Raw genomic sequence first — 22,418 nt, forward strand, 5'->3', positions numbered from 1 at the left:
AGTATGGGGCCGGGCCTGTTCCACAAGCATACCGTTGGTCATCCATTATTGAGCGGTTGAACACTGATCGGTGGTAGGCGCAATCGGTTTGGCAAAAGGCACGTAACAAAAAAAGCCTCCGATTTCTCGGAGGCTTTTGGGAGTGGTGATGGACGGACTTGAACCTTTGTACTCTGTGTTCTTCTAAAATGCCCTAGGATACACATAAAGGCGGTTTTTACTCGCTCTAAGTCGGTGCATAACGATATAATTCTTCTCATAACGATACTAAACCGATACTCAAACGGGCGGCTTTCTGCGTAAAAGGACTGAAGTTCATTCAGCCGTAGCACATGAAAGCTAAAGTCAACGCAGCGCAATTAGTACTGCGCAACCCCAAAGGAGAACTATCTTCTCTGACAGTCGAGTACCGGGACCCCGAAGGACGGTTTAAGCGCGTAGCGACAGGAGTTCAGGTAGTGAACCGGAAGAACGCCAAGGGGGAGTTCATCTATTGGGACGGTGTTACGATAAAAGCGAACGGCTCAAAAGACCCCAAGAACGACACCAAGTCTGCTCGGGAGACACTTGCCGATGTTAACCGAGTTATTGATAACCTAGAGCGTCAATTGAAGCGTTGGCCGATGGTTAACGAGGTTACGGCGGCTATGAAGTCGGAAGCAGCCCCCGTAGCTCAGGAGGAGAAGCCTCTGGTAGATATCCTGGAAGAGTTCATTACTACGCGGACAGGGTGGCAGCCTGCTTCACGGAAAAGCTTCACTACACTGCTGCACAACATCAAGGCATATCAAGAGGCTGAGGATATCACTTGGACGCTCTTGACGCTCACTAACAGCGAAATCAAGAAGTTTCAGCATTGGATGCTTGAAACCTACGATTACCGTAATAGCACCAGCGGAAAACGCACACGACTGCTGAGGCAGTTTTTAGCCGAGCATCCGGCCCCAGGAGTCAACTTGACCAAGGTAAAGCCCCTGCATACGCAGCTGCTCACTGCGCCCGTAGTGCTCGAACAAACAGAAATAGAGGCCTTAAGGACGCTACCTCTAGACCCTAAAAGCAGGCTCGGAAAAGTGCGTAACCTCCAAGTGTTACAGATTTTCACTGGGCTGAGGGTATCCGACCTCATGTGCTTAGACTGGCACCATATCCGCAGTAACGAAATAGAAATCCGCGAACAAAAAACCAAACGTACACGGTACATACCACTATTGGAGCCTGCACGTGAAGTACTCAAGCTCTACACGGACGCCGATGGTATGCTGCGTTTGCCTAGCATTAGTCCTCAGAAGTTTAACGACTACATAGGCGAGCTTGCTCAACAATACCTGACGGACTCGAAGGGGAAAGCTAAGATGGTGTTTGTCACCCGTAAGCACCGGGAATCGGTTCTGGAAGAGTGGCAACCCAAACACGAGCATATCACCAGCCACACGAGCCGCCGTAGCTTTTGTAGTCTTCTGCTCAGCTTGGGCTACTCCGTACGGGATACAATGGCATTGAGTGGGCACCGGTCCCTAGCAGCCTTCCAGCGCTACGTAGGTCTAGTCGAGTCACGAGCTGACTTAGCCCAGGATATCAACGCCCGCTATCAAGCGAGCCTCAAGCAGTCGGTAACTACTACGTAAGCCGTAGATTGGTAATTCAACGCAATTCAACTCACATGGCCCGGCCAACCCAGCAGCAGATTACTCAACTCGACCAAGATGTATCCAGCTACCAAAGGGTTAGGTCAGCTATTATATCGAAGGTTAACCAGACGGAAAGCGACGCCCAGAACAACCGTATACCATTATGGTTGGCTGCTGAAAGCATAACTGACCTGTACCAGGAACTCCATGCTACTCCGGAGCGCCGCCAGTTCCTAACGCACGTTGCCAGAGCCAAAACAGATGCTGATTACGAAAAGTACCTGAGGGCCGCTCACTCGAAACACTTTCTTAAAGTAAAACTCGACCCTACTAAGCTCTAGATATCTTGGTTTTCAACAAAAAGGCGCCATAGCAGGGGCTTTTTTTATGTGCCTGTATGGGAGAAATTATATGCCCTTTAAGCTCCTCCAAAGCGGTCTTATGTACTCTTTACATGCCCATCAAGGTTGTTTACGCGCACTTGCTAAGCTAGATAAATGCGCATTTCAAGCCTGTGGACAGCAAATTTCAAGTTGTTAGCAATCCTAAAGGAGCATAGTAAAGCCTATAGCTGTAAAACGGGCACCCTGCTTGTGTTTTTTGTACACAGTTCTGGATTGTGGAAAGAGTTTTCGGGCTAGGCATCATTTTCATTTTTCTGGAACTCCTAACTGCGTGGACGTTTGGGCACACCCCTAACTATTTAAGGGAAAACGCCCATGAAGTACAACGATAATCGCTTGCACGTCAGAGTTCCTGCAAGCCTGCTTACGAAAGCACACCAAACAGCGCGTGAGAGCAACGAAACCCTTTCACGCCTAGTCAGAGCTTACCTAGAATCTTATGTCGCCTCACAGCCTCTTAAAACCACCTCAGAGGCCGCATAAATAACAGAAAAGCCGGAGGCCTTCTAGCCCCGGCTTTACCATTGATTAGTTGCAGTACCTCCTTACCCTTGACCGCTTGACCTTGCAGATGGTCAGCACCTCAGAAGCTCGCTTTGACAGTAAATACGTAGCCGAACATTACCCGTACAAAGGCAACGCTTACGTTGTAAATAACACCCTCCAACTGCGCAAGCTGGATTACGAAACTCATTACCTGAATAAATACTCTGTGTGGATAGAGGGCCGTCACGTGGCCGATATCTCCACGGATTGCCGCCGAGCTTCGCAAGCCCAGAGCATCAAGCTCAGCTTCAAAAACAACGTCTTTTACACCCTACCCGGTTGGGCTTTTTACCTGGATATCATTGAACAGTGCTTGCCCCTAGGTTTTCAATTGGTCAGCTACGTTGAAGTAGCATTCCACTTCCAAACGGCCGAACCTTTACGCCCGCGTATGTGGCACATCTACAGCCAAAGCACCTTTGTTAAAGATGTGAAGAACCCGCTATATGCTCCGCTACGGGGTATGCAGACCTGTAGCCTACACTACGGCGAGTCCTACACGTTCGGCAGCAAAAAGGATGGTAAGCAAATAGCGGTGTACAACAAAACCCAAGAAATAGCGGAAAACGGCTACGAAAAGCAGTATATCCTGGACTGCCTTGCCGCAAACGGTTTCGATATGGGTGCCGACGTGGAAAAGATAGAGGCCAAGCTTGGCGGCAAATACTTCGCCCGGCAGAAAGACGAATGCCCGCCCGCCCCCTCAGACCTACACGGGGCTACTCTGTGGCACATTTTCAAAAAGGCCCTGGGGGATACCCTGACTTTCCGCAAGCTCACTGAACACACGTTCGACGCCAACCGGAATCGGAAGACCGCAACGGTCACGCTGTTTGAACTTCCCGATGAAGTTACCCAGCCCCGCCCGGCTCCCTACGCTTGGCGCGAAGAACGAGACGAGAGCGAACACCGCAACCGCATCGAAGCCAAGAACGCCGTAACCCGCTTCATTCGCCACGGGCGCCCGGAAGACCTGACCCAGCTTGACTACCTGCGCAAGCATGTCAAAGCCCCGAAAGGCACGGATTGGAAGTATCTGCTGAACCGATACGCTCAAGACTACACGGGTGCCCCATCGGTTGACAGTAGGGCACGAATCGAAATGTTCGGGTAGTTCATCGTAGGGTAAACCCCAATAACAATAGGTGAATACCCTACGATGGGAGTATAGGTAGAGTACGAATACTTCCGATATCTACCCGTAGAACTCCCCAGCACCCATCGGAAAAGCCCACGGCAGCGAACGGCCGTAGGCTTTTCTTTCTCCGTAGCAAAGCGAAGGGAGAAAGGAAACAGTAAGCGTGTGCGGTGAACGTAGCGCCCCGCAGGGATTGATTCTGGGCACAGCAAAGCGAAGCCCGGAAGCAATAGCGTAGTGTGGAACGACTTCGGAACTCCTGAAACCCACCAAATGACTTACCCGTGTCGGTTTTCACTATCTGTCCCTCCCCAGCGGTATAGGTACTGCTCCCCAGAGTTCCACCTGAGTAAACCCTTGCCAACCCTAGCAAAGCGTATTAGAAAGTTCTGGAAAGTCACTATATATATTTGATAGGGGAGGGGGTATCCGCCCCCTCCTGCTCCTCCTACTGCCCCCCACAATGCTGGGATAACAGATGTATAATTTTTTCAAAAAAAATTGATATATAAAATCGATTTTGCAATATGTAAAAACCCCATCGCTGAAAAGCAATGGGGTTCCTGGACTTCATACTGTAGGTAATTGCCCTATTGAAGGGTGTAGGAATCCTTGGTGCTAATACCGCCTGTTGAATTGTACGTAGTGGTGGTATTATCGAGGATTATCCGCTTAACAGAAGAACCCTCAACGAATATTTCAGCAGTCAAGCTTGTATTTCCCTGTATTCTGTTAGGAGTCCGGATACGGTCAAAGCTCAGTTGAATATTAAACTTCTCTCCTTTTTTAACTGTGGGATAGTCGTAAGTTACGCTCGGCCGATTGGTGCTATTGTACTCAGCATTTTCGCCAGTCGTTTGCGTAGCCGTTTCATATTCAACATTACTGCTCGCGCCTAGGGTGCTCGTATAGATACCTGGTTGGTTCGTGCTTAGTGCTCCACCTGCGTTGACGCTGGTAATCACTATGCGGACTGCTTTGGTAGGAGAAGGGTCCTCTTTCTTGTCATCACCGCAGCTTGTTAAGAGGAGACTTGCGGTAATCAGGGGTAACGCCAGGAGGCGCGAAAAGTGGCGTTTCATGTTCGGCGGAAACGTGATGTAGTTGAGAGTGCTGTTTCGGCCAAAGATAGACAGTGAACCTCAATTGGCATCTAAAAAGATGCCAGTGCTCTTTGTTACAATCGACTGCTTGCACTGTGGCAGAACACCAGGGCAAGACGTTAAGGCATCAATCCAAGCTAGAGGAGTTTGGGCTTAAGCTACGCCGTTTACGGGATGCCAAAGGGCTTAGCCAGCAAGAGCTAGCTGATATCGCCGAGGTTGCTAAGCCTACGGTACAACGTATCGAGAAGGGTACAACTTCTGCTAGGTTGGATATCCTGTATTCGTTGGCGGAAGCCCTTGGAGTTAAGCTTTCGGAACTGTTATAGAACAGCACGTCGAAGTGCTAGCGCGTAACCTTGCTGTTGCCACGTGCGGGCTTTGAGCCTTTTCGAGTAAGTACGGGGTAGTCATCGTAGAACCTCCAATAGTCCTCTACCGAGACTCGGTAGAGCGGCTTGCTGGGAGTTCCCCAATTGCGAGCTTTTAACTTCCCATCGGCAACCCACCGCTCAACAGTTTTACGCACAACGCCAGCGTTGGTCGCTACCTCTTCTAGGGTCAGCATCTTCAACTCATGCCGGGACTGTTGCGAGGCTAACGCTTCATCAATGCGGGGCAGTAACCCCGTTAGGATGGCAGCGGAAAGTTCCTGGATTTCGAGAGCGGTAAGGGTCAGTACCATGAGCGAGAAGGGACAAATAGTCTTACCCGTCAGTTTTGATTAGGCCATTCCCCTGAGTGAGGTAGTTCCTGGTGACGTGGTCTGCCGTTTCTATTGACAGCTCGGACAAAAACTTACCTCTGCATGATTTTTAAGAGAACTCTAGCAACTAGCCCGTAGCTAGGATATCAATTCTAGAGGAAAATAGGCCCAAAAGGAGTACACAGAAGCCATATCGATACTCAACCGATACTTGCGAAAACAAAAAACCCGCTAAATGCTTCGTAAAGAAGCAGTTAGCGGGGTTGGTTGTGGTGATGGACGGAATCGAACCGCCGACACAAGGATTTTCAGTCCTTTGCTCTACCAGCTGAGCTACATCACCATGTGCCATTTGGTGGCTGAATGGAGCGCAAAACTAGCAACCAGATCTTACAATGCAATATTTCTGCTGAAAAAAATCTTTGCCCCGAAACGGATTACTTTTGCTCACGTAGCAAAAGTATTAGGCATGCCTACTATCTTGCCGCCAACGAAAACTCGCTGAGTTGTGATTCAACAAATTCTTTTTCTGCTCGTCGCGGTCCTAGGGATAGGACTGTTTGTGTGGCAGGTGCGAAAGATTCGCGCCAACATTCTGAAGGGTAAGGACCGCGTGATGGGCGGCTCCGTGAGTGAGCGAATCAACAAAACCTTGCTGGTGGCGTTTGGCCAGCAAAAGATGTTTAAGCGCATCACGCCGGCGCTGCTGCACTTGGTGGTGTACGTGGGCTTCTTGGTCATCAACGTCGAGGTCATCGAAATCATGATCGACGGCATCTTCGGCACGCACCGCGCCCTGAGCTTCATGGGCCCGGTGTACGATGTGCTGATGGCCACCAACGAAATCCTAGGTGCTCTGGTGATTGTGGCGGTGGTGGCCCTGTGGTGGCGCCGCAACCGCAGCCAGCCAGTACGCCGCTTTACGGGCGTGGAGATGCGCGCCTGGCCGCGCCTCGATGCCAACGTGATTCTGTACGTGGAGGTAATCCTGATGGCGGCGCTGTTCACCATGAACACCGCCGACCTGAAGCTGCACCAGCTCGAGGGCGTTGATCTGCCCGGCACGTTCCCCATCAGCTCGCTGCTGGTAGGCCTGTTCCCCGACAACGTAGCCGCGCTGCACGTGTTGGAGCGCGTTGGCTGGTGGCTCCACATTCTGGGTATTCTGGCCTTCCTGAACTACCTGCCGTCGTCGAAGCACTTCCACATCATCATGGCTTTCCCGAACGTGTACTACACGCGTTTGGTACCGCAGGGTCAGTTCTCGAACGTGGATAGCATCACGCACGAGGTAAAGGCCATGATGGACCCGAGCTACCAGGTGCCTGCCGGCCCCGTGGATGCCGACGGCAACCCCGTGGTGCAGCGCTTCGGCGCCAAAGATGCCGACGACCTCTCGTGGCTGAATTTGCTGAACGCCTACTCCTGCACCGAGTGCGGCCGCTGCACCTCAGTGTGCCCGGCCAACCTCACGGGCAAGCTGCTCTCGCCGCGCAAAATCATCATGGACACGCGCGACCGGATTGAGGAGAAGTACGAGTCGCCGCTGATTTTCAGCCCCAACAAGTACAACGGCGAAATCGGCGCCGAAAGCGAAGACGGCTCGCTGGTGCGCGGCAAGGTTACGCCCGAAGAGCTGTGGGCCTGCACCACCTGCAACGCCTGCGTAGAGGCCTGCCCCGTAAACATCAACCCGCTCGATAGCATCGTGGAGATGCGCCGCTACCTGGTGCTCGAGGAGTCGGCCGCGCCGCACTCGCTCAACGTGATGTTCAGCAACATCGAGAACAACGGCGCGCCGTGGGCCTTCTCGCCCTCCGACCGCTTTAACTGGGCCGACGAGCTGTACGTGGCCGAGAAATAAGCTGTCAGCTATTGGCTATTAGCTGTTAGTGAGCAGCAAAGCCAGTTGTTGCAGCCGAAAACGCATCATTCAAAAAACACTAACAGCTGAAAGCCAACAGCTAACAGCTTCGCAAAAAAATATGGCTGAGCAAGTAGCCAAGCGTCAAGTAAATGTTCCTCTGATGGCCGACCTCGCCGCCCGCGGCGAGCAGCCCGAGGTGTTGTTCTGGGTAGGTTGTGCCGGCGCCTTCGACGACCGGTACAAGCGCGTTACCCGGGCCTTTGTGCGCATTCTGGAGCACGTGGGCGTGAAGTACGCCGTGCTGGGCATGGAAGAAAGCTGCACCGGCGACCCGGCCAAGCGCGCCGGCAACGAGTTCCTGTTTCAGATGCAGGCCATGCAGAACATCACCACGTTGGATGGCTACGGCATCAAGACGATTGTGACGGCCTGCCCGCACTGCTTCAACACCATCAAGAACGAGTACCCGGCCCTAGGTGGCAACTACGAGGTAATTCACCACAGCACCTTCCTGCAGCAACTCATCAACGATGGCCGCGTGAAAGTGCAGGGCGGCGAGTCGTTCAAGGGGCGCCGCATCACCTTCCACGACTCCTGCTACCTGGGCCGCGCCAACGACATTTACGAAGCCCCGCGCGAAGTATTGGCTGCTTTGGATGCCGACCTCGTGGAGATGAAGCGCAGCAAAGCCAACGGCCTGTGCTGCGGTGCCGGCGGCGCGCAGATGTGGAAAGAGCCCGAGCCCGGCAAAAAGGACATCAACATTGAGCGCACCGAGGAAGCCCTGGCCACGCTCGATGGCAACGCGGCCGCGCTCGACAACCTCTACGGCGTGGAAAGCGGCAACGCCGGCGCTACGCCCGCCAAGGGCAACGGCAACGGCATCATTGCGGTGGGCTGCCCCTTCTGCATGACGATGATGAGCGACGGCGTGAAAAACAAAGAGCGCGAAAGCTCGGTGCAGGTATTCGACCTGGCCGAGCTGGTAGCCTCGGCCGAAGGCTTGAACGCCTAACCGCCGCAGCCGCAAAACCTGCCTAACTTGAGGCCCGCGCCGCCGGAACTTTGCTCCGGGGCGCGGGCTTTTGTTTTGAAAGCCGCAGGCACCTAGGGCCGGCAATTATTGCCTGCACCTGGGTGCCCGGTCCCTGATCTTTCTTGTCTGCTATGTTCGTTTCGTTTCACGAACTCCCCGCCACGGCACGCATCTGGATTTACCAGGCCAGCCGCCCCCTTACCGAGGCCGAATTAGCCGCCGTGCAGCCCGCGCTGCAGCAATTTTCGGAAGCCTGGACGAGCCACGGCCGCGAGCTGCGCGCCTCGGCCGAGTTCCGCCACCGCCAGTTTTTGCTTATCGGCCTCGACGAAGCCGTGGCCGATGCCAGCGGCTGTTCCATCGACTCGTCGGTGCGTTTTGTGCGCGAGCTGGAGGCCGCCCTGGGTGTGGAGTTGCTGGCCAAGGAGCAACTGGCTTTCCTAGGCCCCGATGGGCAGGTGCAGCTCTTCAACCGCCGCGACTTGAAACAGGCCGTAGCCGAGGGCGCGCTGCAACCGAATTCTTTGTACTTCGACAACACCATAAGCCAACGCGGTGCGTTAGAGGCAGGGTGGCCCGCTCCGGCTTCGGCTACGTGGCTGGCGCGGTATTTCAGCGCTTCCTAGAAAAAGCTGCGCGGCGGCCGATTGCTTCGTAAACTTAGTATTATTGTTAGCCCAAGTTGGGTTGAAGGCGGCTCCGCACCTAGGGCCGCAGCCCACCCAACGACACCCCACCTTTCCTTCTGACCCATGAGGAACCTGTTAGTTGTCTGTGCTGCGGCCGGTTCGGTTGCCCTGCTTGGCGGTTGCGCCGCATCGGGCAGCATGAGCAAGGCCGAGAAACGTTTTTCGCGCGGCGAGTACGAAACCGCCATTCAGCTGTACAAGGCTGATGTAGCGCGCGGCAAAGACGTAGCCACGGCCAACTACAAAATAGCAGAAGCCTACCGCCTCTCGAACCGCATTGAGCAGGCCGAGGACTACTACAAAGCCGCCCTCGACGGCGGCCTGAAAAACCCCGACGCCCCGTTTTACTACGCCCTGGCCATGAAAGCCAACGGCAAGTACGATGACGCCGCCGCACGCTTTAAGCAGTACGCCGAAAGCGGCACCAACCGCAACCTGATACCCCGCGCCGAGCTGGAAGTGCAGAACGCGCAAGCCGTGTCGCAATTGGTGGCCATGCGCAGCAACAGCGAGGTGCTGCCGCTCGACCAGATCAACACGCCCTCGGCCGAGTTCAGCGCCACCATCAAACCCGATACCAAGGAGCTGATCTTTGCCTCGGGCCGCGACGGCAAAAAGTACCTAGGCAACGGCGAAGGCTTCAACGATCTGTACGCCATCAAGTTTGATGACGTAGAGAAGATGACGGGTGGCACCGTGGTGCCGTTTGAGACGGTAGCCAAGGGCGCTGCCGCTACCGGCACCGATGCGGCCAAGGACACGGGCAAGCCGCTTTTCAACAAGCCCGGCACGCACGAGGCCTCGCCCACCTTCTCGCCCGATGGCAAAATGATGATCTTCGCCCGCTCGAACGACGGCTCGAAAAAGGGCTACCTGAGCGTGGATTTGTACGCCTCGTACTTCCGCGGCGGAGCCTGGACGGAGCCCGAAATCATCCGCGGCATCAACAACAGCCGCGCCGACGACTTTGCCCCGGTACTCTCGCCCGATGGCCGCACGCTGTACTTCGCCTCATCGCGCCCCGGCGGGCAGGGCGGCAACGACTTGTACAAATCGACCCTGGGGGATAACAACCGCTGGGCCACGCCCGAGAACCTGGGCGAGCAGATTAACACCCCCGGCAACGAGAATTTCCCGGCCGTAGCGCCCGATGGCACGCTGTACTTCTCCTCCGACGGGCACCCGGGCTTGGGCAAACTCGATTTGTTTCGGGTGGAGAAGACCGGCAAGGTGACGAACATGGGTGCGCCCATCAACAGCACCGGCGACGACTTCGCGCCCTACCTCACGGGCAAGGACGTGGGCGTGTTTGCCTCGAACCGCGCCGGCGGCAAAGGCTCCGACGACCTGTACTTCTTCCGCAAAAAGCCGCTGAAGCTGGTGACGTTCTACGTGGAGGGCAAAGTGCAGGAGCTGGATAGCAAAACCGGCACCACAACCCCGCTCGCCAACGAAACGGTAACCATCAGCGGCAGCCGCGGCCAAAAGCAGGAGGTGCAGGTTGGAGCCGATGGCACCTTCAAGGCCAAGCTCGATACCTCGGCCACGTACACGCTGTTTGCCGACCGCCCGGGCTATTTCTCGGCGCGCCAGAGCGTGACCACCGTGGGCAAAGTGCCGCCGCAGGATCAGCTGCCCAACGAGATGAATGACATCAGCATTCCGGTGACGCTCACGCTCAACAAGATTGTGGTGAACAAGGCTATCGTGGTCGAGAACATCTTCTACGACTACAACAAGGCCAACATTCGCCCCGATGCCGCCGTGGAGCTGGATAAGCTGGTGGAAACGCTGCAGGACAACCCCGACATCACCATCGAGCTAAGCTCGCACACCGACGCGCGTGGTAAAGATGCCTTCAACCAGGATTTGTCGCAGCGCCGGGCGCAATCGGCCGTCGACTACATCATCTCGAAAGGCATTGATAAGTCGCGCATTACGGCCCGTGGCTACGGCGAAACCCGCCCGGTTATCCGCACGGCCAAAACCGAAGCCGAGCACCAGCGCAACCGCCGCACCGAGTTTAAAGTCACCAAAATCAACGGCCGCTAAGCCGCTGGTTTAGCTGAGTTTCAGAGGCCCCCGCGCCCACCGGCCGGGGGCTTTTTTGTGGCCCTAGGTGAAGCGCGCATGGAATAGCTCGGCAGCACATGATGATGTGAGCCGCAGGCCGCCGAATTGGCACAGAAGTTGGCTTAGCGCTTTGTAGCCGATGTCGCACCGGTATCGGCTGCTATTGCCTCTCTCAGCTATGAAACGAACCCTACTCCTGTGCCTGAGCCTGCTGTTGCTGGCCCAGGTAGCGCTGGCCATTCCGGCGGGCATGGCCGTGCGCTCTGAGCGCGGCTTGCCTTTCCGGTTGCGCCTCGATGGCAACCGCATTGGCGGCCGCCACGGCCTCACGCAGGTGCGCTTTGTGCGCCTGGCGCCTGGCTACCACTGGGCCGAGTTTCAGGTGCCAGCCAACGGTGGCGTGCTCAACTACCGCACCCGGGTGCAGCTGCTACCGGGCCGCGAAACCCGCTTTGTGCTGGTGACGCGCCGCGGCTACCCGCCCGTGCTGCAACGCTTCGACGAAGTGCCGCTGCCGGGCTGGGCCGGTGGCTACGGCCGCGGCCCGCAGCCGCCCTACGAGTACGGCTACCAGTGCGAGCCCACGCCCTACAGCGGCCCAAGCGGCTGGCCCGCTCCCGGCAGCCGCGACGATTGGTACGGCCGCGACGACGATGGCTACAGCAATAACGGTGGCTACGGGCGCGACCCGTACGAGCCGGTGCCCGGCGGCTACGGCAACGGCGGGTACAACAACGGCGGCTACGGCAACAACTACCGCCACCTGCTGACGCCGCAGGAAGCCGACGAGCTGCTGCGCGCCATTCGGGCCCGCTCGTTCGACGACGAAAAGGTGCAGCTGGCCCGGCAGGCCCTGGCCGAAAGCAACCTGCGTACCGACGACCTAGGGCGTTTGCTTAGCGGCTTCGGTTTCGACGAAGGCAAGGTGAAGCTGGCCAAGTACGCCTACCCGCGCCTCACCGATCGGCACAACTTCTATCAGATTTACAACCAGTTCTCGTTCCGCTCGAGCGTAAGCGAGCTGCAGCGTTTTGTGGAGGAGTATGCTGCGGGCACCACCCTAGGTGGTGGCTACGGCGCCGGCTACCGGCAGCTGCTTGGCGCGCACGATGTTGATCAGCTGCTGCAAGCCCTCCGCACACGTTCGTTTGATGCGGAGCGGGTGCAGCTGGCCAAGCAAACCCTGGCCGAAAGCGACATCCGCGCCGACGATCTGCGCCGTTTGCTCGGCGGCATCAGCTTCGATAGCCACAAAGTAGAGCTGGCCAAATACGCTTACTCGCACGTGTCGGATCGGCAAAATTTCCACCGCATTGCCGATGCGTTTACCTCCAGCCTGAGCATGCGCGAAGTGCAGCAGTACGTAGCCGACAGCCGCGGCTAAGCAGCCCTAGGTGCCTGGCAACAAAAAGGCCCGAAGCACGTGCTTCGGGCCTTTTTGTTGGGCTTGGTACGGGGTGCGCGGGGCTAGCGCAGCCGGTCCATCGAGCGCACCAGCTTTTCGTCGCGGCGGATAAAGCGGTTGGCCAGCAGGTTGAGCAGCAAGGCCAGCGTGGGCAGGTAAAAGCCGGCCTCAAACTCGCCGGGCATCTTCACGTTCAGCATTTGCTCTCCTACCGATGAGTAGTAGAAGCTGGCACCTAGGGTGGCCGCAATCAGCATGAGGTTGAGCGAGCCGAGCATGAGCTGCGTCATGCGCTTGCGGTACTGAAAAATTTCAACGAGGGCTACAAGCACCGAAGCAGCTGCCAGCCCGGCAATGGCGTAAGTGCCAACTGGCGCTTGGCTGGGGTTGGTGGAGGTGATTTGCGTGGCCGTCATGGTGAGAGCTTGCTTGCTCAGCGGGTCGGTTTTCGACCAGATGGGCAGGAAAAGCACGCAAGCCATGCTGATGGCCAGCAACAGTAAAAACACGCTTTGGATTCTTTGTATCATCTTTGTGGTTATGTGCTAAATCCGGCTTCAGTGGGCCGGCAAAAGTAGCCAAAAGACTCCGCTAACCCGCATTTCTCCAATGCCTGAAGCATATATCGTCGACGCGGTGCGTACGCCCGTTGGCAAATTTGGTGGCGCCCTCAGCGCTGTGCGCCCCGACGACCTGGCCGCCGTAGTACTGCGCGAACTGCTGCGCCGCAACAACACCATCGACCCCAAGTTGGTGGAAGACGTGATCATGGGCGCCGCCAACCAGGCCGGCGAAGACAACCGCAACGTAGCCCGCATGGCCGGGTTGTTGGCCGGCCTGCCCGCCAGCGTAGCCGGTGTAACGGTAAACCGCCTGTGCGCCTCGGGCCTGCAGAGCATCATCGACGCCACGCGGGCCGTGCGCTCGGGCGACGGCGACGTGTACCTGGCCGGCGGCTCCGAGAGCATGACCCGCGCGCCGTTTGTAATGGCCAAGTCGGAAACCGCTTTCGGCCGCGACTTCACCGCCCACGATACTACCCTGGGTTGGCGCTTCGTGAACCCGAAGCTGGCCAAGATGCACCACCCGTACTCGATGGGCGAAACCGCCGAGAACGTAGCCAAGAAGTACGGCATCAGCCGCGAAGAGCAGGACCAGTGGGCTTTTGAATCGCAGCGCAAATACCAGCGCGCGTTCGAGAAGGGCCGCTTCCGCCGCGAAATCGTGCCCGTGTTCGTATCGCAGCCCAAAACCGAGGCCGTGATGTTCGACACCGACGAGCACCCGCGCCTCACCTCAATCGAAAAGCTGGCTACCCTGAAGCCCGCCTTCAACCCCACCGATGGCTCCGTTACGGCCGGCAACTCGTCGGGCATCAACGATGGCGCCGCTGCTACCATGGTAGTAAGCGAAGAAATGGTAAAGCGCCTGAACCTGAAGCCGCTGGCCCGCGTGGTATCCACGGCCGTGGCGGGCGTCGATCCGGCCATTATGGGTGTTGGCCCGGTGCCGGCCACCCAAAAGGCCCTGCAGCGCGCCGGCCTCACGGTAAACGACCTCGATTTGATTGAGCTGAACGAAGCCTTTGCTGCCCAGGTAATTGCCTGCTGCCGCGACTTGGATCTTGACCCAAGCAAGATCAACGTCAACGGTGGCTCCATTGCCATCGGCCACCCCCTAGGTGCCTCGGGTGCCCGCATTACGGCCACCCTGCTGCACGAAATGCAGCGCCGCGAGGGCGTGCGCTACGGCCTGGCTACCATGTGCGTAGGCGTAGGCCAGGGCGCTGCCGTTATCTACGAAAAGCTCTAACCCGCTGCCGCATGCCTGGCGCCCCGGCTACCGAGTTGTTGCGGCCCACGCTGCCGCTCGCCGTAGCCGGGGCGCGCTTGCGTCCGTTTGCGGCTGCCGATGCGCCGGCACTGGCCCGCCACGCCAACGACCGCGACATTTGGCTGAACCTGCGCGACCGGTTTCCGCACCCGTATTCGCTAGCCGATGCCGAGTGGTACCTGGGGTTTGTGCAGCACGAAGGCGCCGCCGATGTGCACCTGTGCATTGAGGTTGACGGCGAGGCCACCGGCAGCATCAGCGTGTTGTTTCAGGGCGATGTGCACCGGCGCGAGGCCGAAATCGGCTACTGGCTGGGGCGCGCCCACTGGGGCCGCGGTATTGCCACGGCGGCCGTGCAGGCGCTAACGGCTTATGCCCTAGGTAACTTCGACGTGTGCCGGCTCTACGCCACGGTGTTCGAGCACAACCTGGCCTCGGCGCGCGTGCTCGAAAAAGCCGGCTACACGCTGGAGGCCCGTCTGCGCAAAAGCATCACCAAAGACGGCCAAACCCTGGACGGTTTGCTGTACGCGTTTATTAATTCTGAATGCTGAATTAGGAATTCTGAATTGGTGGAATAACTCAGCCAAGCCACCATACCAATTCATAATTCAGCATTCATAATTCATAATTCCCCCTTGCGCTACTTCCTCGAACTCGCTTACGACGGCACCCGCTACTGCGGCTGGCAAACCCAGCCCAACGCCCTGAGCGTGCAGCAGGAGCTCGACCGCTGCCTGTCGCAGGTGCTGCGCCAGCCGGTGTATAGCCTGGGCAGCGGCCGCACCGATGCCGGCGTGCATGCCAGCCACCAGGTAGCACACTTCGATGCCGAGCTGCCCGCGCACCTGAACGAGGAGCAGCTGGTGTACCGCCTCAACCGTGCCCTGCCGCCCGACATCGGCGTGTACGCCGTTACGCCGGTGCAGCCCGATGCCCACGCCCGCTACGGCGCCGTGGCGCGCTCCTACGAGTACCACGTGGTGCTGCGCCGCGACCCGTTTCGGCGCGACCAGGCGCTGTGGCTTGACAAAGCGCCGAACGTAGAGACCATGAACGAAGCCGCACACTACCTCCTGGGGCAGCGCGACTTTACGAGCTTCTCGAAAACCAAAGGCGCCGAAACGCACTACGTTTGCTGGGTGCACGAGGCCGGCTGGCACCCCACGCCGCACGGGCTGATGTTCCGCATTCGGGCCAACCGCTTTGTGCGCGGCATGGTACGGCTGGTAGTAGGCACCCTGCTCGATGTGGGCCGCGGCCGCCTTACGCCCGCCCAGTTTGCCGAAATATTGCACCGCCAAGAGCGCATAGCTGCCAGCGGCGCGGCGCCGGCGCAGGGCTTGTTTCTGAGCCGCGTGGAGTACCCACCGGAAATCCTGCTGGCTGAAAGTCAGCCTGAAAGCAAGCCATTTTTCGTAACCGACGAGGAGCTGCGGCCGCATTACTGGCGGGCCGGCCTGGGGCACGCGCCCGACCCGGCGTAACTTGCGAGGCGTTTGGGCGGTTTAGCCTCTTACGTACCTATCGTCCTGACCTAACCTGCTGCCCGTGGAGCCTGCTGCTACTGCTACGTCGGCCAAAGCCGGCAATATCTTCGACTGGCAAGTGCTCAGCCGCCTGCTGGTGTACATCCGGCCTTACCGCGGCATTTTCGCGCTGCTGATCTTCCTGACCGTTGCCACCGCGGTGCTAGGTACCATGCGCCCGTTTCTGATTCAGCAGATGGTGGACGTGCAGATTACCAACGGCGACTGGCAGGGGCTCAACCGCATGTTTGCCTGGCTAATGGCCTTGCTGGTGGCCCATACCGGCGTCAGCTACCTGCAAACTTTTTACGGTGGCTGGCTGGGCCAGTACATCGTGCGCGATATCCGCGTCGACCTCTACCAACACATCCTCAACCTGCGCCTGCAGTTCTTCGACCGCACACCCATTGGGGTGCTGGTAACGCGCAACATCTCCGACGTAGAAACCCTCTCGGACGTGTTCAGCGAAGGCCTTGCGGCCATGATCGGCGACATCCTGCAGCTGGTGTTCATCATGGCCTTCATGTTTTACATCGATTGGCGCCTCACGCTGGTAAGCCTGTCGGTGATTCCGCCGTTGCTGCTGAGCACGTACGTGTTCAAGGAGAAGGTGAAGAAGTCGTTTCAGGAGGTGCGCACCGCCGTGGCCAATCTCAACGCCTTTGTGCAGGAGCACCTCACGGGCATGGGCATCGTGCAGATTTTCGGCAACGAGGAGCGCGAGTTTCGCAAGTTCGAGAAGCTGAACCAAGCGCACACCCGCGCCAACATCCGCTCGGTGCTGTACTACTCGGTGTACTTCCCGGTGGCCGAAGTCCTAGGTGCCGTTGGCGTGGGCTTGCTGGTGTGGTACGCCGCGCAAGGCCAGATTGAGGGCACCATCTCGAAGGGGGCGCTCATCGCCTTCATCATGTACAACTCGCTGTTTTTCCGGCCCATTCGGCAAATTGCCGACCGCTTCAACACGCTGCAGCTGGGCTTGGTAAGCACCGAGCGCCTCTTGAAGCTGCTCGACAGCAAGGAGTTTATCCCGAACGAAGGCACGCGCCAGCCCGCTACCCTGCGTGGGGAGGTTGACTTCCGCCACGTGTGGTTTGCTTATAATGAGCCCGAATGGGTGCTGCGCGACATTAGCTTTGAGGTGAAAGCCGGCCAGACTGTTGCTTTCGTGGGTGCTACGGGCGCCGGCAAAACCAGCATCATCAACCTGCTGTCGCGCTTCTACGACATTCAGCGCGGCGAAATATGCGTGGATGGGCACGACCTGCGCGAGTACGACCTGAAGGCGCTGCGCAAGCACATTGCCGTGGTGCTGCAGGATGTATTCCTGTTCAACGGTACCATTCAGGACAACATTACCCTAGGCGACCAGAGCATTACGGAGGAGCAAATCTGGGCCTCGGCGCGGCTGGTGGGGGCCGATAAGTTTATCGAGCGCCTGCCCGGCGGCTTGCAGTACAAGGTGATGGAGCGCGGCTCGACGCTGTCGGTAGGCCAGCGCCAGCTCATCTCCTTCGTGCGCGCACTGGTGTACGACCCGCGCATCATCATTCTCGACGAAGCCACCTCGTCGGTCGACTCCGAAACCGAGGAAATGATTCAGGAAGCCATTGAAAAGCTGATGCTGGGCCGCACCTCGCTGGTAATTGCCCACCGCCTGAGCACCATTCAGAAGGCCGACCGCATCATCGTGCTCGACCGCGGCGAAATAAAGGAAAGCGGCCAGCACGAGGAGTTGCTGCGCCTGGGCGGCTACTACGCCCAGCTTTACCAAATGCAGTACTTAGTCAATGAACAATAAACAATTATCAATGAGCAAAACCCGGTTTAGGGTGGTTCTCATTGCTAACTACTCATTGTTCATTGCTCATTGATAATTGTTCACTACCAAATGTCTCGTTGGTTTTTCATTATTGGCGGCGTGCTGCTGTCGGTTTTTGCAGGCGTGTATGCCTACCTAGGTGGTTTTGCCACGCCGGAGGTAGAGCAGCTTACCACCAAGCAGCCCATTTACCTGGCCGGCCGCTACTACGAGGGCATCCCCGACCAAAACTTCGCCAAGCTGTTCAGCCAAACCAACGAGCTGTACCGCGCCGGCACCCTTAAGGGCGCGCTGGGCAACATTTACTACAACGACCCCGAGAAAGAAGGGCAGGAGGTGAAGGCCTTTATCGGTATGGTGGTGCCCGATACCACCAGCCAGCGGCTGCCCGTGGGCTACTCGTTCCGGGCCTTGCCGGCCGGGCAGCGCGTGCTGCGTGCCCGCGTAAAAGCCAATTTCATGCTGGCGCCGGGCAAGCTGTACCCCGCCCTGAAAGACGCCGTGAAAGAGCGCAAGCTCCAAACGCGGAGCGTCTTCGTGGAACAATTCCCCGAAGACGCTCCGTCGGAAATGCTGGTGGTGCTGAAGTAAGCCGCGCCCGCGCCTAGGTGCCGGCTAGCGCCCGAGGTACAAAGAGGCACCTAGGGCAAAGCTCCGCAAGCCAAGGTTGGCCCCAAACGATTTGCTGGTGTACTGCTGCCGCTCCACTTGCGCATTGGTGGGTTGCTCCTGCTTGTTGCGGAAGTACGAATACCCAATGTTGCCAAACGAGGCCTCGATGCCCACCTTGGGCACCGGGAAGTACACCACGCCGGGCGTAAACTCGGCGTAGCCGCCGCGGCCGTGGTAGTTGGCGCGCGGGTCGTACCACTTGTACTTGTCCCAATTTTCGCGGTAGCCGGCACCCAGGGTGCCCACCAAACCAAATTGGCTTTCGCCCAACATTTTATAGTAGCGCACAAACGGGCCCACCGAGTACTCGAGGTAGCGGCGGGTATCCTGGCCGGTTGTCTGGTGCTTATCGGCGCTCAGGTGGCCGTCGATACCTAGGGCCAGGTTGTCGCTGATAAAGTAGCCCACCTGGGGCCTAAAGGAGACGTTACGGGATTTGCTTTCGGGGCCTGAGGCATTGGCGATAATCGGGTAGGCTTGCACCGACGTGCGCGAGTAGCCCGCGCTGCCGCCCACCAGTACGGTACCAGCCGGAATTTGCGCCTGTGCGCTAATAGCCGTTGCGCCCATCAGCAGGGCTGCCCATCCAAGGAATTTCATGGGGTACAGATTGAATATAGAATCGGGTAGATGTTGCGCCGCTTGACCAACTTCCTTGCCAAAGCACGGATGAGGTGCAAGCAAGCCGCGAAATAGGTTCATGGCATGGCACCGATGGCTCGAAAATCTATAAGAGCACCGATTATCAGTAAGCTTAACAGCCGAAAGCAGCAACGCGCCAGGGCCGTACCGCCTTAGCAGCCCCGGCGCGTTGCCAAGGTGTTCCTAGTGGCCTAGGTACAAGGAGGCGCCCAAATGCAGCGAGCTGATGCCGAACATAGCATTAAAGCCCGAGCTGGTGCTTTTGCTTGTATTGGCGCCGAGCGGGTCTTCGGTGCGGCTGGTGCCGCGGCTGTAGCCAAGGTTGCCCAGGCTTACCTCCAGGCCTATTTTGCTGCTGGGGAAGTACACGAAGCCCGGCGTTAGGCTGGCGTAGCCGGTTTTTGTTTTGATGGGGTGGGCAACAAAGCCGGGAGCGGTGCTTTCGGCAGATGCACGCTGCTGGCCGTAGCCAACCGAAAACTGCCCGAAGAAGCCGGCTTTTTCGCCCAGTAGGTGGTAGTACCGAACAAATGGCGCCACACTCACCGAGCTCTGTTTTGAGGAGCCCTGAAACACTGCCAGGCCGCCCGAGCCGTCGTAGGCATAGTGAGGTTGCTCGTTGCTGCTGCCGCCGAGCCCCACACCTAGGCCCACTGCCCAACCATCGCGCACGAAATACCCGCCGTTGAGCGAAACGGCGCCGCCACGGGCAGTCGATTTGGTTTGCCCGAGCGGCGTTCCGATAAGTTGACTGGTGGTTTCGGTGTTGGCGCTGTGGAAGCCGAGGCTGCCGCCCAGCAGCTTGGTGCCTTGCGTGGTTTGGGCCTGTGCCGATAGTGCTGCCAGCGTCAGTAGCGCGCTGCCAAAGAAGTACTTCATGTAGATAAACGAACGGTGGTGATAAGGTGCGAATAGCTCTCTTGGTAGTCGAGCTTCGGATGGCAAAACGGTACGCAGGTATAGTTATTACCTAATGCTTAGCAGCAAATATGCTTTGGGTGTTTGCGTTTTTGCTAATACGGTGGCTCTTCCAACGTCATGCGAAGACCCGTCCGAGCTTCTTCATCGATAGTATTCTGCTACGCACCGAAGCGGTGAAACTGCTTTGGCTATGCCTGGCTGCCCGAAACGTAGTTCGCGCACAGGTTCCTAGGTGCCTTCAGCAAACCGGAGGAGTCAGAAAACAAAAAGCCCGCTGAACAAGCTGTTCAGCGGGCTTTCGGACTTTCGTCGGAGTGGCAGGATTCGAACCTGCGACCTCCAGCACCCCATGCTGGCGCGATACCAGGCTACGCTACACCCCGAGCGTGGCGCCTTTCGGGAAGGCGGCCTTCACATTGTCCAGAAAAAAAGCCCTGGTATTAGCTTCTTTCCTATTGCGTAGTCGGGGTGGCAGGATTCGAACCTACGGCCTCTACGTCCCGAACGTAGCGCGCTACCGGGCTGCGCTACACCCCGATTCGGACAATGTGGGTGCAAATGTAAGCAGATGGCTGGCAATCCTGCAACCCCTGGTAACTGATTTTTTTCGGGTGCCGGCACTACGTAGAAATAGGCACGAAAGTTGGCATGTGGTGCGTTTAATACCCCGACGAGCTTGAGAACAGTTGCTGAACCAAGCTCATCATGGCCAAAATCAGTATCTTTGAGTTCTGACACGCAGTCGTTTCCACCTATGAAAGCGTACGTCTACACCTTTATGTTTGTGGCGCTATCGAGCGCTGCACTTGCCCAAAACAGCCCCACGGCAAAGCCTGCGCTTATCACTTCCGATTCGGTGCAGCAGCCCGTGGCCGGCCCCGGCATCACCTTCAACGTGGAGGCCAACCCCGTAAACAACACGTTGCGGGTGCGCACCAACGCCAAAGGACCGATGCAGCTGGAAGTAAACGATGCCTCAGGCCACCCGGTGCTCACCAAAGCGTTGTCGGTTAATGGCTCGGCCATTTCGGTGCCGCTGGGCAACCTGCCCGGTGGCTCGTACGTGGTGCGCTGCATGGTAGCCGACAAAACATTCATGCGCCGCGTAACCCTGGGCCAGTAAGCCTTTGCGCCTATTTTACGGGCTAGTACTTTAGCCTCCCGACTGTTGTGGTTGGGAGGCTTTCTGTTTTTATCTCCGAGCGTTTGCCGTGGCTACTTTGCTGTCATACTGGGAAAAACAAAGCTTTTTGCAAGGCTTTGATGTGGCCGTGGTAGGGGCCGGGCTGGTAGGGCTCACGGCTGCTGTCTTCACCAAGCGGCTCCGGCCTAGGGCCCGCGTAGTGGTGCTGGAGCGCGACGTGCTGCCCAACGGCGCTAGCACCAAAAATGCCGGCTTTGCCTGCTTCGGAAGCGTGTCGGAGCTCATAGAGCAGGAAAAGCGCGGCGGCACGGCGGCGCTGCTGTCGGTGGTGCAGTACCGCTGGGAGGGACTGCGCCTGTTGCGCGAGCTGCTGGGCGACGAAGCCATCGGCTACGAGGCCCTAGGTGGGTTCGAGCTGTTTCGGGAGCAGGAAGCGGCGCTGGCCGCGCAATGCCGTGAGCACCTAGGGTACTACAACGCGCTGCTGGCGCCAATCATCGGCGAATCGGAAATCTTTCGCGTAGCCGACCACAAGTTGCCCGACTTCGGCTTTGCAGGCGTGCACAGCATGCTGGAGAACGTAGCCGAAGGTGCGCTGGATACCGGCCGCATGATGCACGCGCTGCTGCGCCTTGCCTGGCAAGAGGGCGTAACCATATTGCACGGCGTGCCGGTTACGGCAATCGACGCGGGCGCAACCACCGTTAAACTCAAAACGCCACTTGCCCAGGTGGAAGCCGGGCAAGTGCTGTTGGCTACCAATGCTTTCAGCCGCACGTTCTTCCCCGACCTCGATGTAGTGCCCGGCCGCGGCCAGGTGCTGGTAACGGCACCCGTACCCGGGCTCAATCTGCCCGGCACCTTCCATTACGATAAGGGCTATTACTACTTCCGGCCCGTGGCGGGCAACCGCCTGTTGCTGGGCGGCGGCCGCAACCTCGACTTTGCGGCCGAAGCCACCACCGAGCCCGGCCTCACGCCGCTCGTGCAGCAGCGCCTGGAGCAGCTGTTGCGCGAGGTGATACTGCCCGGCCGAAACGTTGAGGTTGAGCACCGCTGGAGCGGCGTAATGGGCTTTGGCCAGGAGCTGGAGCCGTTTATCGGAGATCTGGCGCCAGGCGTGTACGGCGCCCTGCGCTGCAACGGCATGGGCGTGGCCATGGGCACGCGCAGCGGCCAGCGAGCCGCCGAGCTGTTGTTGAATTAAAAAGAAGAAGGAGGAAGGATGAGCAACGGTCTGATTGCTCATCCTTCCTC

The 22,418-nt window shown here is 58.0% G+C and carries 20 protein-coding genes and 3 tRNA genes; 16 read left to right on the forward strand and 7 right to left on the reverse strand.

The genetic code is table 11. From position 1 onward, the window contains the following. The first annotated feature begins 332 nt into the window (after positions 1–332). The 3 genes from OIS50_RS15420 (at position 333) to OIS50_RS15425 (ending at position 3,695) form a co-directional block, all read left to right on the forward strand. Positions 333–1,628 carry a tyrosine-type recombinase/integrase gene (locus tag OIS50_RS15420; RefSeq protein ID WP_264691528.1) on the forward strand — a complete coding sequence of 432 codons (1,296 nt, stop codon included), beginning with the start codon at positions 333–335 and terminating at the stop codon, positions 1,626–1,628. A gap of 722 nt (positions 1,629–2,350) precedes the next feature. Continuing rightward, complete coding sequence (locus OIS50_RS20595) at positions 2,351–2,518, forward strand: DUF6364 family protein (RefSeq protein WP_413616941.1); 168 nt, start codon at positions 2,351–2,353, stop codon at positions 2,516–2,518. 76 nt (positions 2,519–2,594) lie between these two features. Next, positions 2,595–3,695 (forward strand): hypothetical protein, encoded by a 1,101-nt coding sequence (locus OIS50_RS15425; RefSeq protein ID WP_264691529.1) that lies wholly within the window; start codon positions 2,595–2,597, stop codon positions 3,693–3,695. A 614-nt stretch (positions 3,696–4,309) separates the two neighbouring features. Here the strand turns inward: OIS50_RS15425 and OIS50_RS15430 are convergent. Then, positions 4,310–4,801: a hypothetical protein gene (locus OIS50_RS15430; protein ID WP_264691530.1), complete on the reverse strand. Its 492-nt coding sequence runs from the start codon at positions 4,799–4,801 to the stop codon at positions 4,310–4,312. A 116-nt stretch (positions 4,802–4,917) separates the two neighbouring features. Here OIS50_RS15430 and OIS50_RS15435 point away from each other — a divergent pair, with 116 nt between their 5' ends. After that, positions 4,918–5,151 (forward strand): helix-turn-helix domain-containing protein, encoded by a 234-nt coding sequence (locus OIS50_RS15435; RefSeq protein ID WP_264691531.1) that lies wholly within the window; start codon positions 4,918–4,920, stop codon positions 5,149–5,151. Between the two features lie 647 nt (positions 5,152–5,798). On the opposite strand, the gene OIS50_RS15440 is transcribed toward OIS50_RS15435, so the two are convergent. Further along, positions 5,799–5,871: transfer RNA gene (locus tag OIS50_RS15440), tRNA-Phe, on the reverse strand. Between the two features lie 165 nt (positions 5,872–6,036). On the opposite strand from OIS50_RS15440, the gene OIS50_RS15445 reads away from it, so the two are divergent. The 5 genes from OIS50_RS15445 to OIS50_RS15465 all read left to right on the forward strand — a co-directional run bounded on the left by OIS50_RS15445 (position 6,037) and on the right by OIS50_RS15465 (position 12,577). Beyond that, the gene (locus tag OIS50_RS15445; protein ID WP_264691532.1) at positions 6,037–7,392 is read left to right on the forward strand and encodes a 4Fe-4S dicluster domain-containing protein; all 1,356 of its coding nucleotides are present in this window, start codon (positions 6,037–6,039) and stop codon (positions 7,390–7,392) included. Between the two features lie 163 nt (positions 7,393–7,555). After that, the gene (locus OIS50_RS15450; protein ID WP_264691533.1) at positions 7,556–8,410 is read left to right on the forward strand and encodes a (Fe-S)-binding protein; all 855 of its coding nucleotides are present in this window, start codon (positions 7,556–7,558) and stop codon (positions 8,408–8,410) included. 152 nt (positions 8,411–8,562) lie between these two features. Continuing rightward, positions 8,563–9,057 carry a hypothetical protein gene (locus OIS50_RS15455; RefSeq protein ID WP_264691534.1) on the forward strand — a complete coding sequence of 165 codons (495 nt, stop codon included), beginning with the start codon at positions 8,563–8,565 and terminating at the stop codon, positions 9,055–9,057. Positions 9,058–9,183: 126 nt separating this feature from the next. Further along, positions 9,184–11,172, forward strand: a complete 1,989-nt coding sequence (locus tag OIS50_RS15460; RefSeq protein ID WP_264691535.1) for a CHU_0125 family OmpA-like outer membrane integrity protein — start codon at positions 9,184–9,186, stop codon at positions 11,170–11,172. A gap of 199 nt (positions 11,173–11,371) precedes the next feature. Then, complete coding sequence (locus tag OIS50_RS15465; RefSeq protein WP_264691536.1) at positions 11,372–12,577, forward strand: DUF4476 domain-containing protein; 1,206 nt, start codon at positions 11,372–11,374, stop codon at positions 12,575–12,577. 83 nt (positions 12,578–12,660) lie between these two features. On the opposite strand, the gene OIS50_RS15470 is transcribed toward OIS50_RS15465, so the two are convergent. After that, positions 12,661–13,128 (reverse strand): DUF4293 domain-containing protein, encoded by a 468-nt coding sequence (locus OIS50_RS15470; protein WP_264691537.1) that lies wholly within the window; start codon positions 13,126–13,128, stop codon positions 12,661–12,663. 79 nt (positions 13,129–13,207) lie between these two features. On the opposite strand from OIS50_RS15470, the gene OIS50_RS15475 reads away from it, so the two are divergent. From OIS50_RS15475 to OIS50_RS15495, 5 genes are all read left to right on the forward strand, one after another. Then, complete coding sequence (locus OIS50_RS15475) at positions 13,208–14,410, forward strand: thiolase family protein (RefSeq protein WP_264691538.1); 1,203 nt, start codon at positions 13,208–13,210, stop codon at positions 14,408–14,410. A gap of 11 nt (positions 14,411–14,421) precedes the next feature. Further along, positions 14,422–14,985, forward strand: coding sequence for a GNAT family N-acetyltransferase (locus OIS50_RS15480; RefSeq protein ID WP_264691539.1), 564 nt, complete (start codon positions 14,422–14,424; stop codon positions 14,983–14,985). A gap of 84 nt (positions 14,986–15,069) precedes the next feature. Continuing rightward, entirely contained in the window at positions 15,070–15,918 is an 849-nt protein-coding gene (gene truA / locus OIS50_RS15485; RefSeq protein ID WP_264691540.1) for a tRNA pseudouridine(38-40) synthase TruA, read from the forward strand. Between the two features lie 64 nt (positions 15,919–15,982). Continuing rightward, positions 15,983–17,761, forward strand: coding sequence for an ABC transporter ATP-binding protein (locus OIS50_RS15490; protein WP_264691541.1), 1,779 nt, complete (start codon positions 15,983–15,985; stop codon positions 17,759–17,761). Between the two features lie 90 nt (positions 17,762–17,851). Next, positions 17,852–18,373 (forward strand): hypothetical protein, encoded by a 522-nt coding sequence (locus tag OIS50_RS15495; protein WP_264691542.1) that lies wholly within the window; start codon positions 17,852–17,854, stop codon positions 18,371–18,373. A 24-nt stretch (positions 18,374–18,397) separates the two neighbouring features. Here the strand turns inward: OIS50_RS15495 and OIS50_RS15500 are convergent, their stop codons facing one another. The 4 genes from OIS50_RS15500 to OIS50_RS15515 all read right to left on the reverse strand — a co-directional run bounded on the left by OIS50_RS15500 (position 18,398) and on the right by OIS50_RS15515 (position 20,554). Continuing rightward, positions 18,398–19,054 carry an outer membrane beta-barrel protein gene (locus OIS50_RS15500; RefSeq protein WP_264691543.1) on the reverse strand — a complete coding sequence of 219 codons (657 nt, stop codon included), beginning with the start codon at positions 19,052–19,054 and terminating at the stop codon, positions 18,398–18,400. A gap of 225 nt (positions 19,055–19,279) precedes the next feature. Next, positions 19,280–19,975 (reverse strand): hypothetical protein, encoded by a 696-nt coding sequence (locus tag OIS50_RS15505; protein WP_264691544.1) that lies wholly within the window; start codon positions 19,973–19,975, stop codon positions 19,280–19,282. Positions 19,976–20,326: 351 nt separating this feature from the next. Further along, a tRNA-Pro gene (locus OIS50_RS15510) sits at positions 20,327–20,400 on the reverse strand. A gap of 80 nt (positions 20,401–20,480) precedes the next feature. Further along, a tRNA-Pro gene (locus OIS50_RS15515) sits at positions 20,481–20,554 on the reverse strand. 217 nt (positions 20,555–20,771) lie between these two features. Between OIS50_RS15515 and OIS50_RS15520 the strand changes: the two genes are divergently transcribed. Beyond that, complete coding sequence (locus OIS50_RS15520) at positions 20,772–21,140, forward strand: T9SS type A sorting domain-containing protein (RefSeq protein WP_264691545.1); 369 nt, start codon at positions 20,772–20,774, stop codon at positions 21,138–21,140. Positions 21,141–21,228: 88 nt separating this feature from the next. Continuing rightward, entirely contained in the window at positions 21,229–22,368 is a 1,140-nt protein-coding gene (locus tag OIS50_RS15525; RefSeq protein WP_264691546.1) for an NAD(P)/FAD-dependent oxidoreductase, read from the forward strand. Positions 22,369–22,418 lie beyond the last annotated feature (50 nt).

Origin of the sequence: Hymenobacter sp. YIM 151858-1 (genome assembly GCF_025979705.1) — a bacterium.
In the GTDB taxonomy this organism is placed as follows: domain Bacteria; phylum Bacteroidota; class Bacteroidia; order Cytophagales; family Hymenobacteraceae; genus Solirubrum.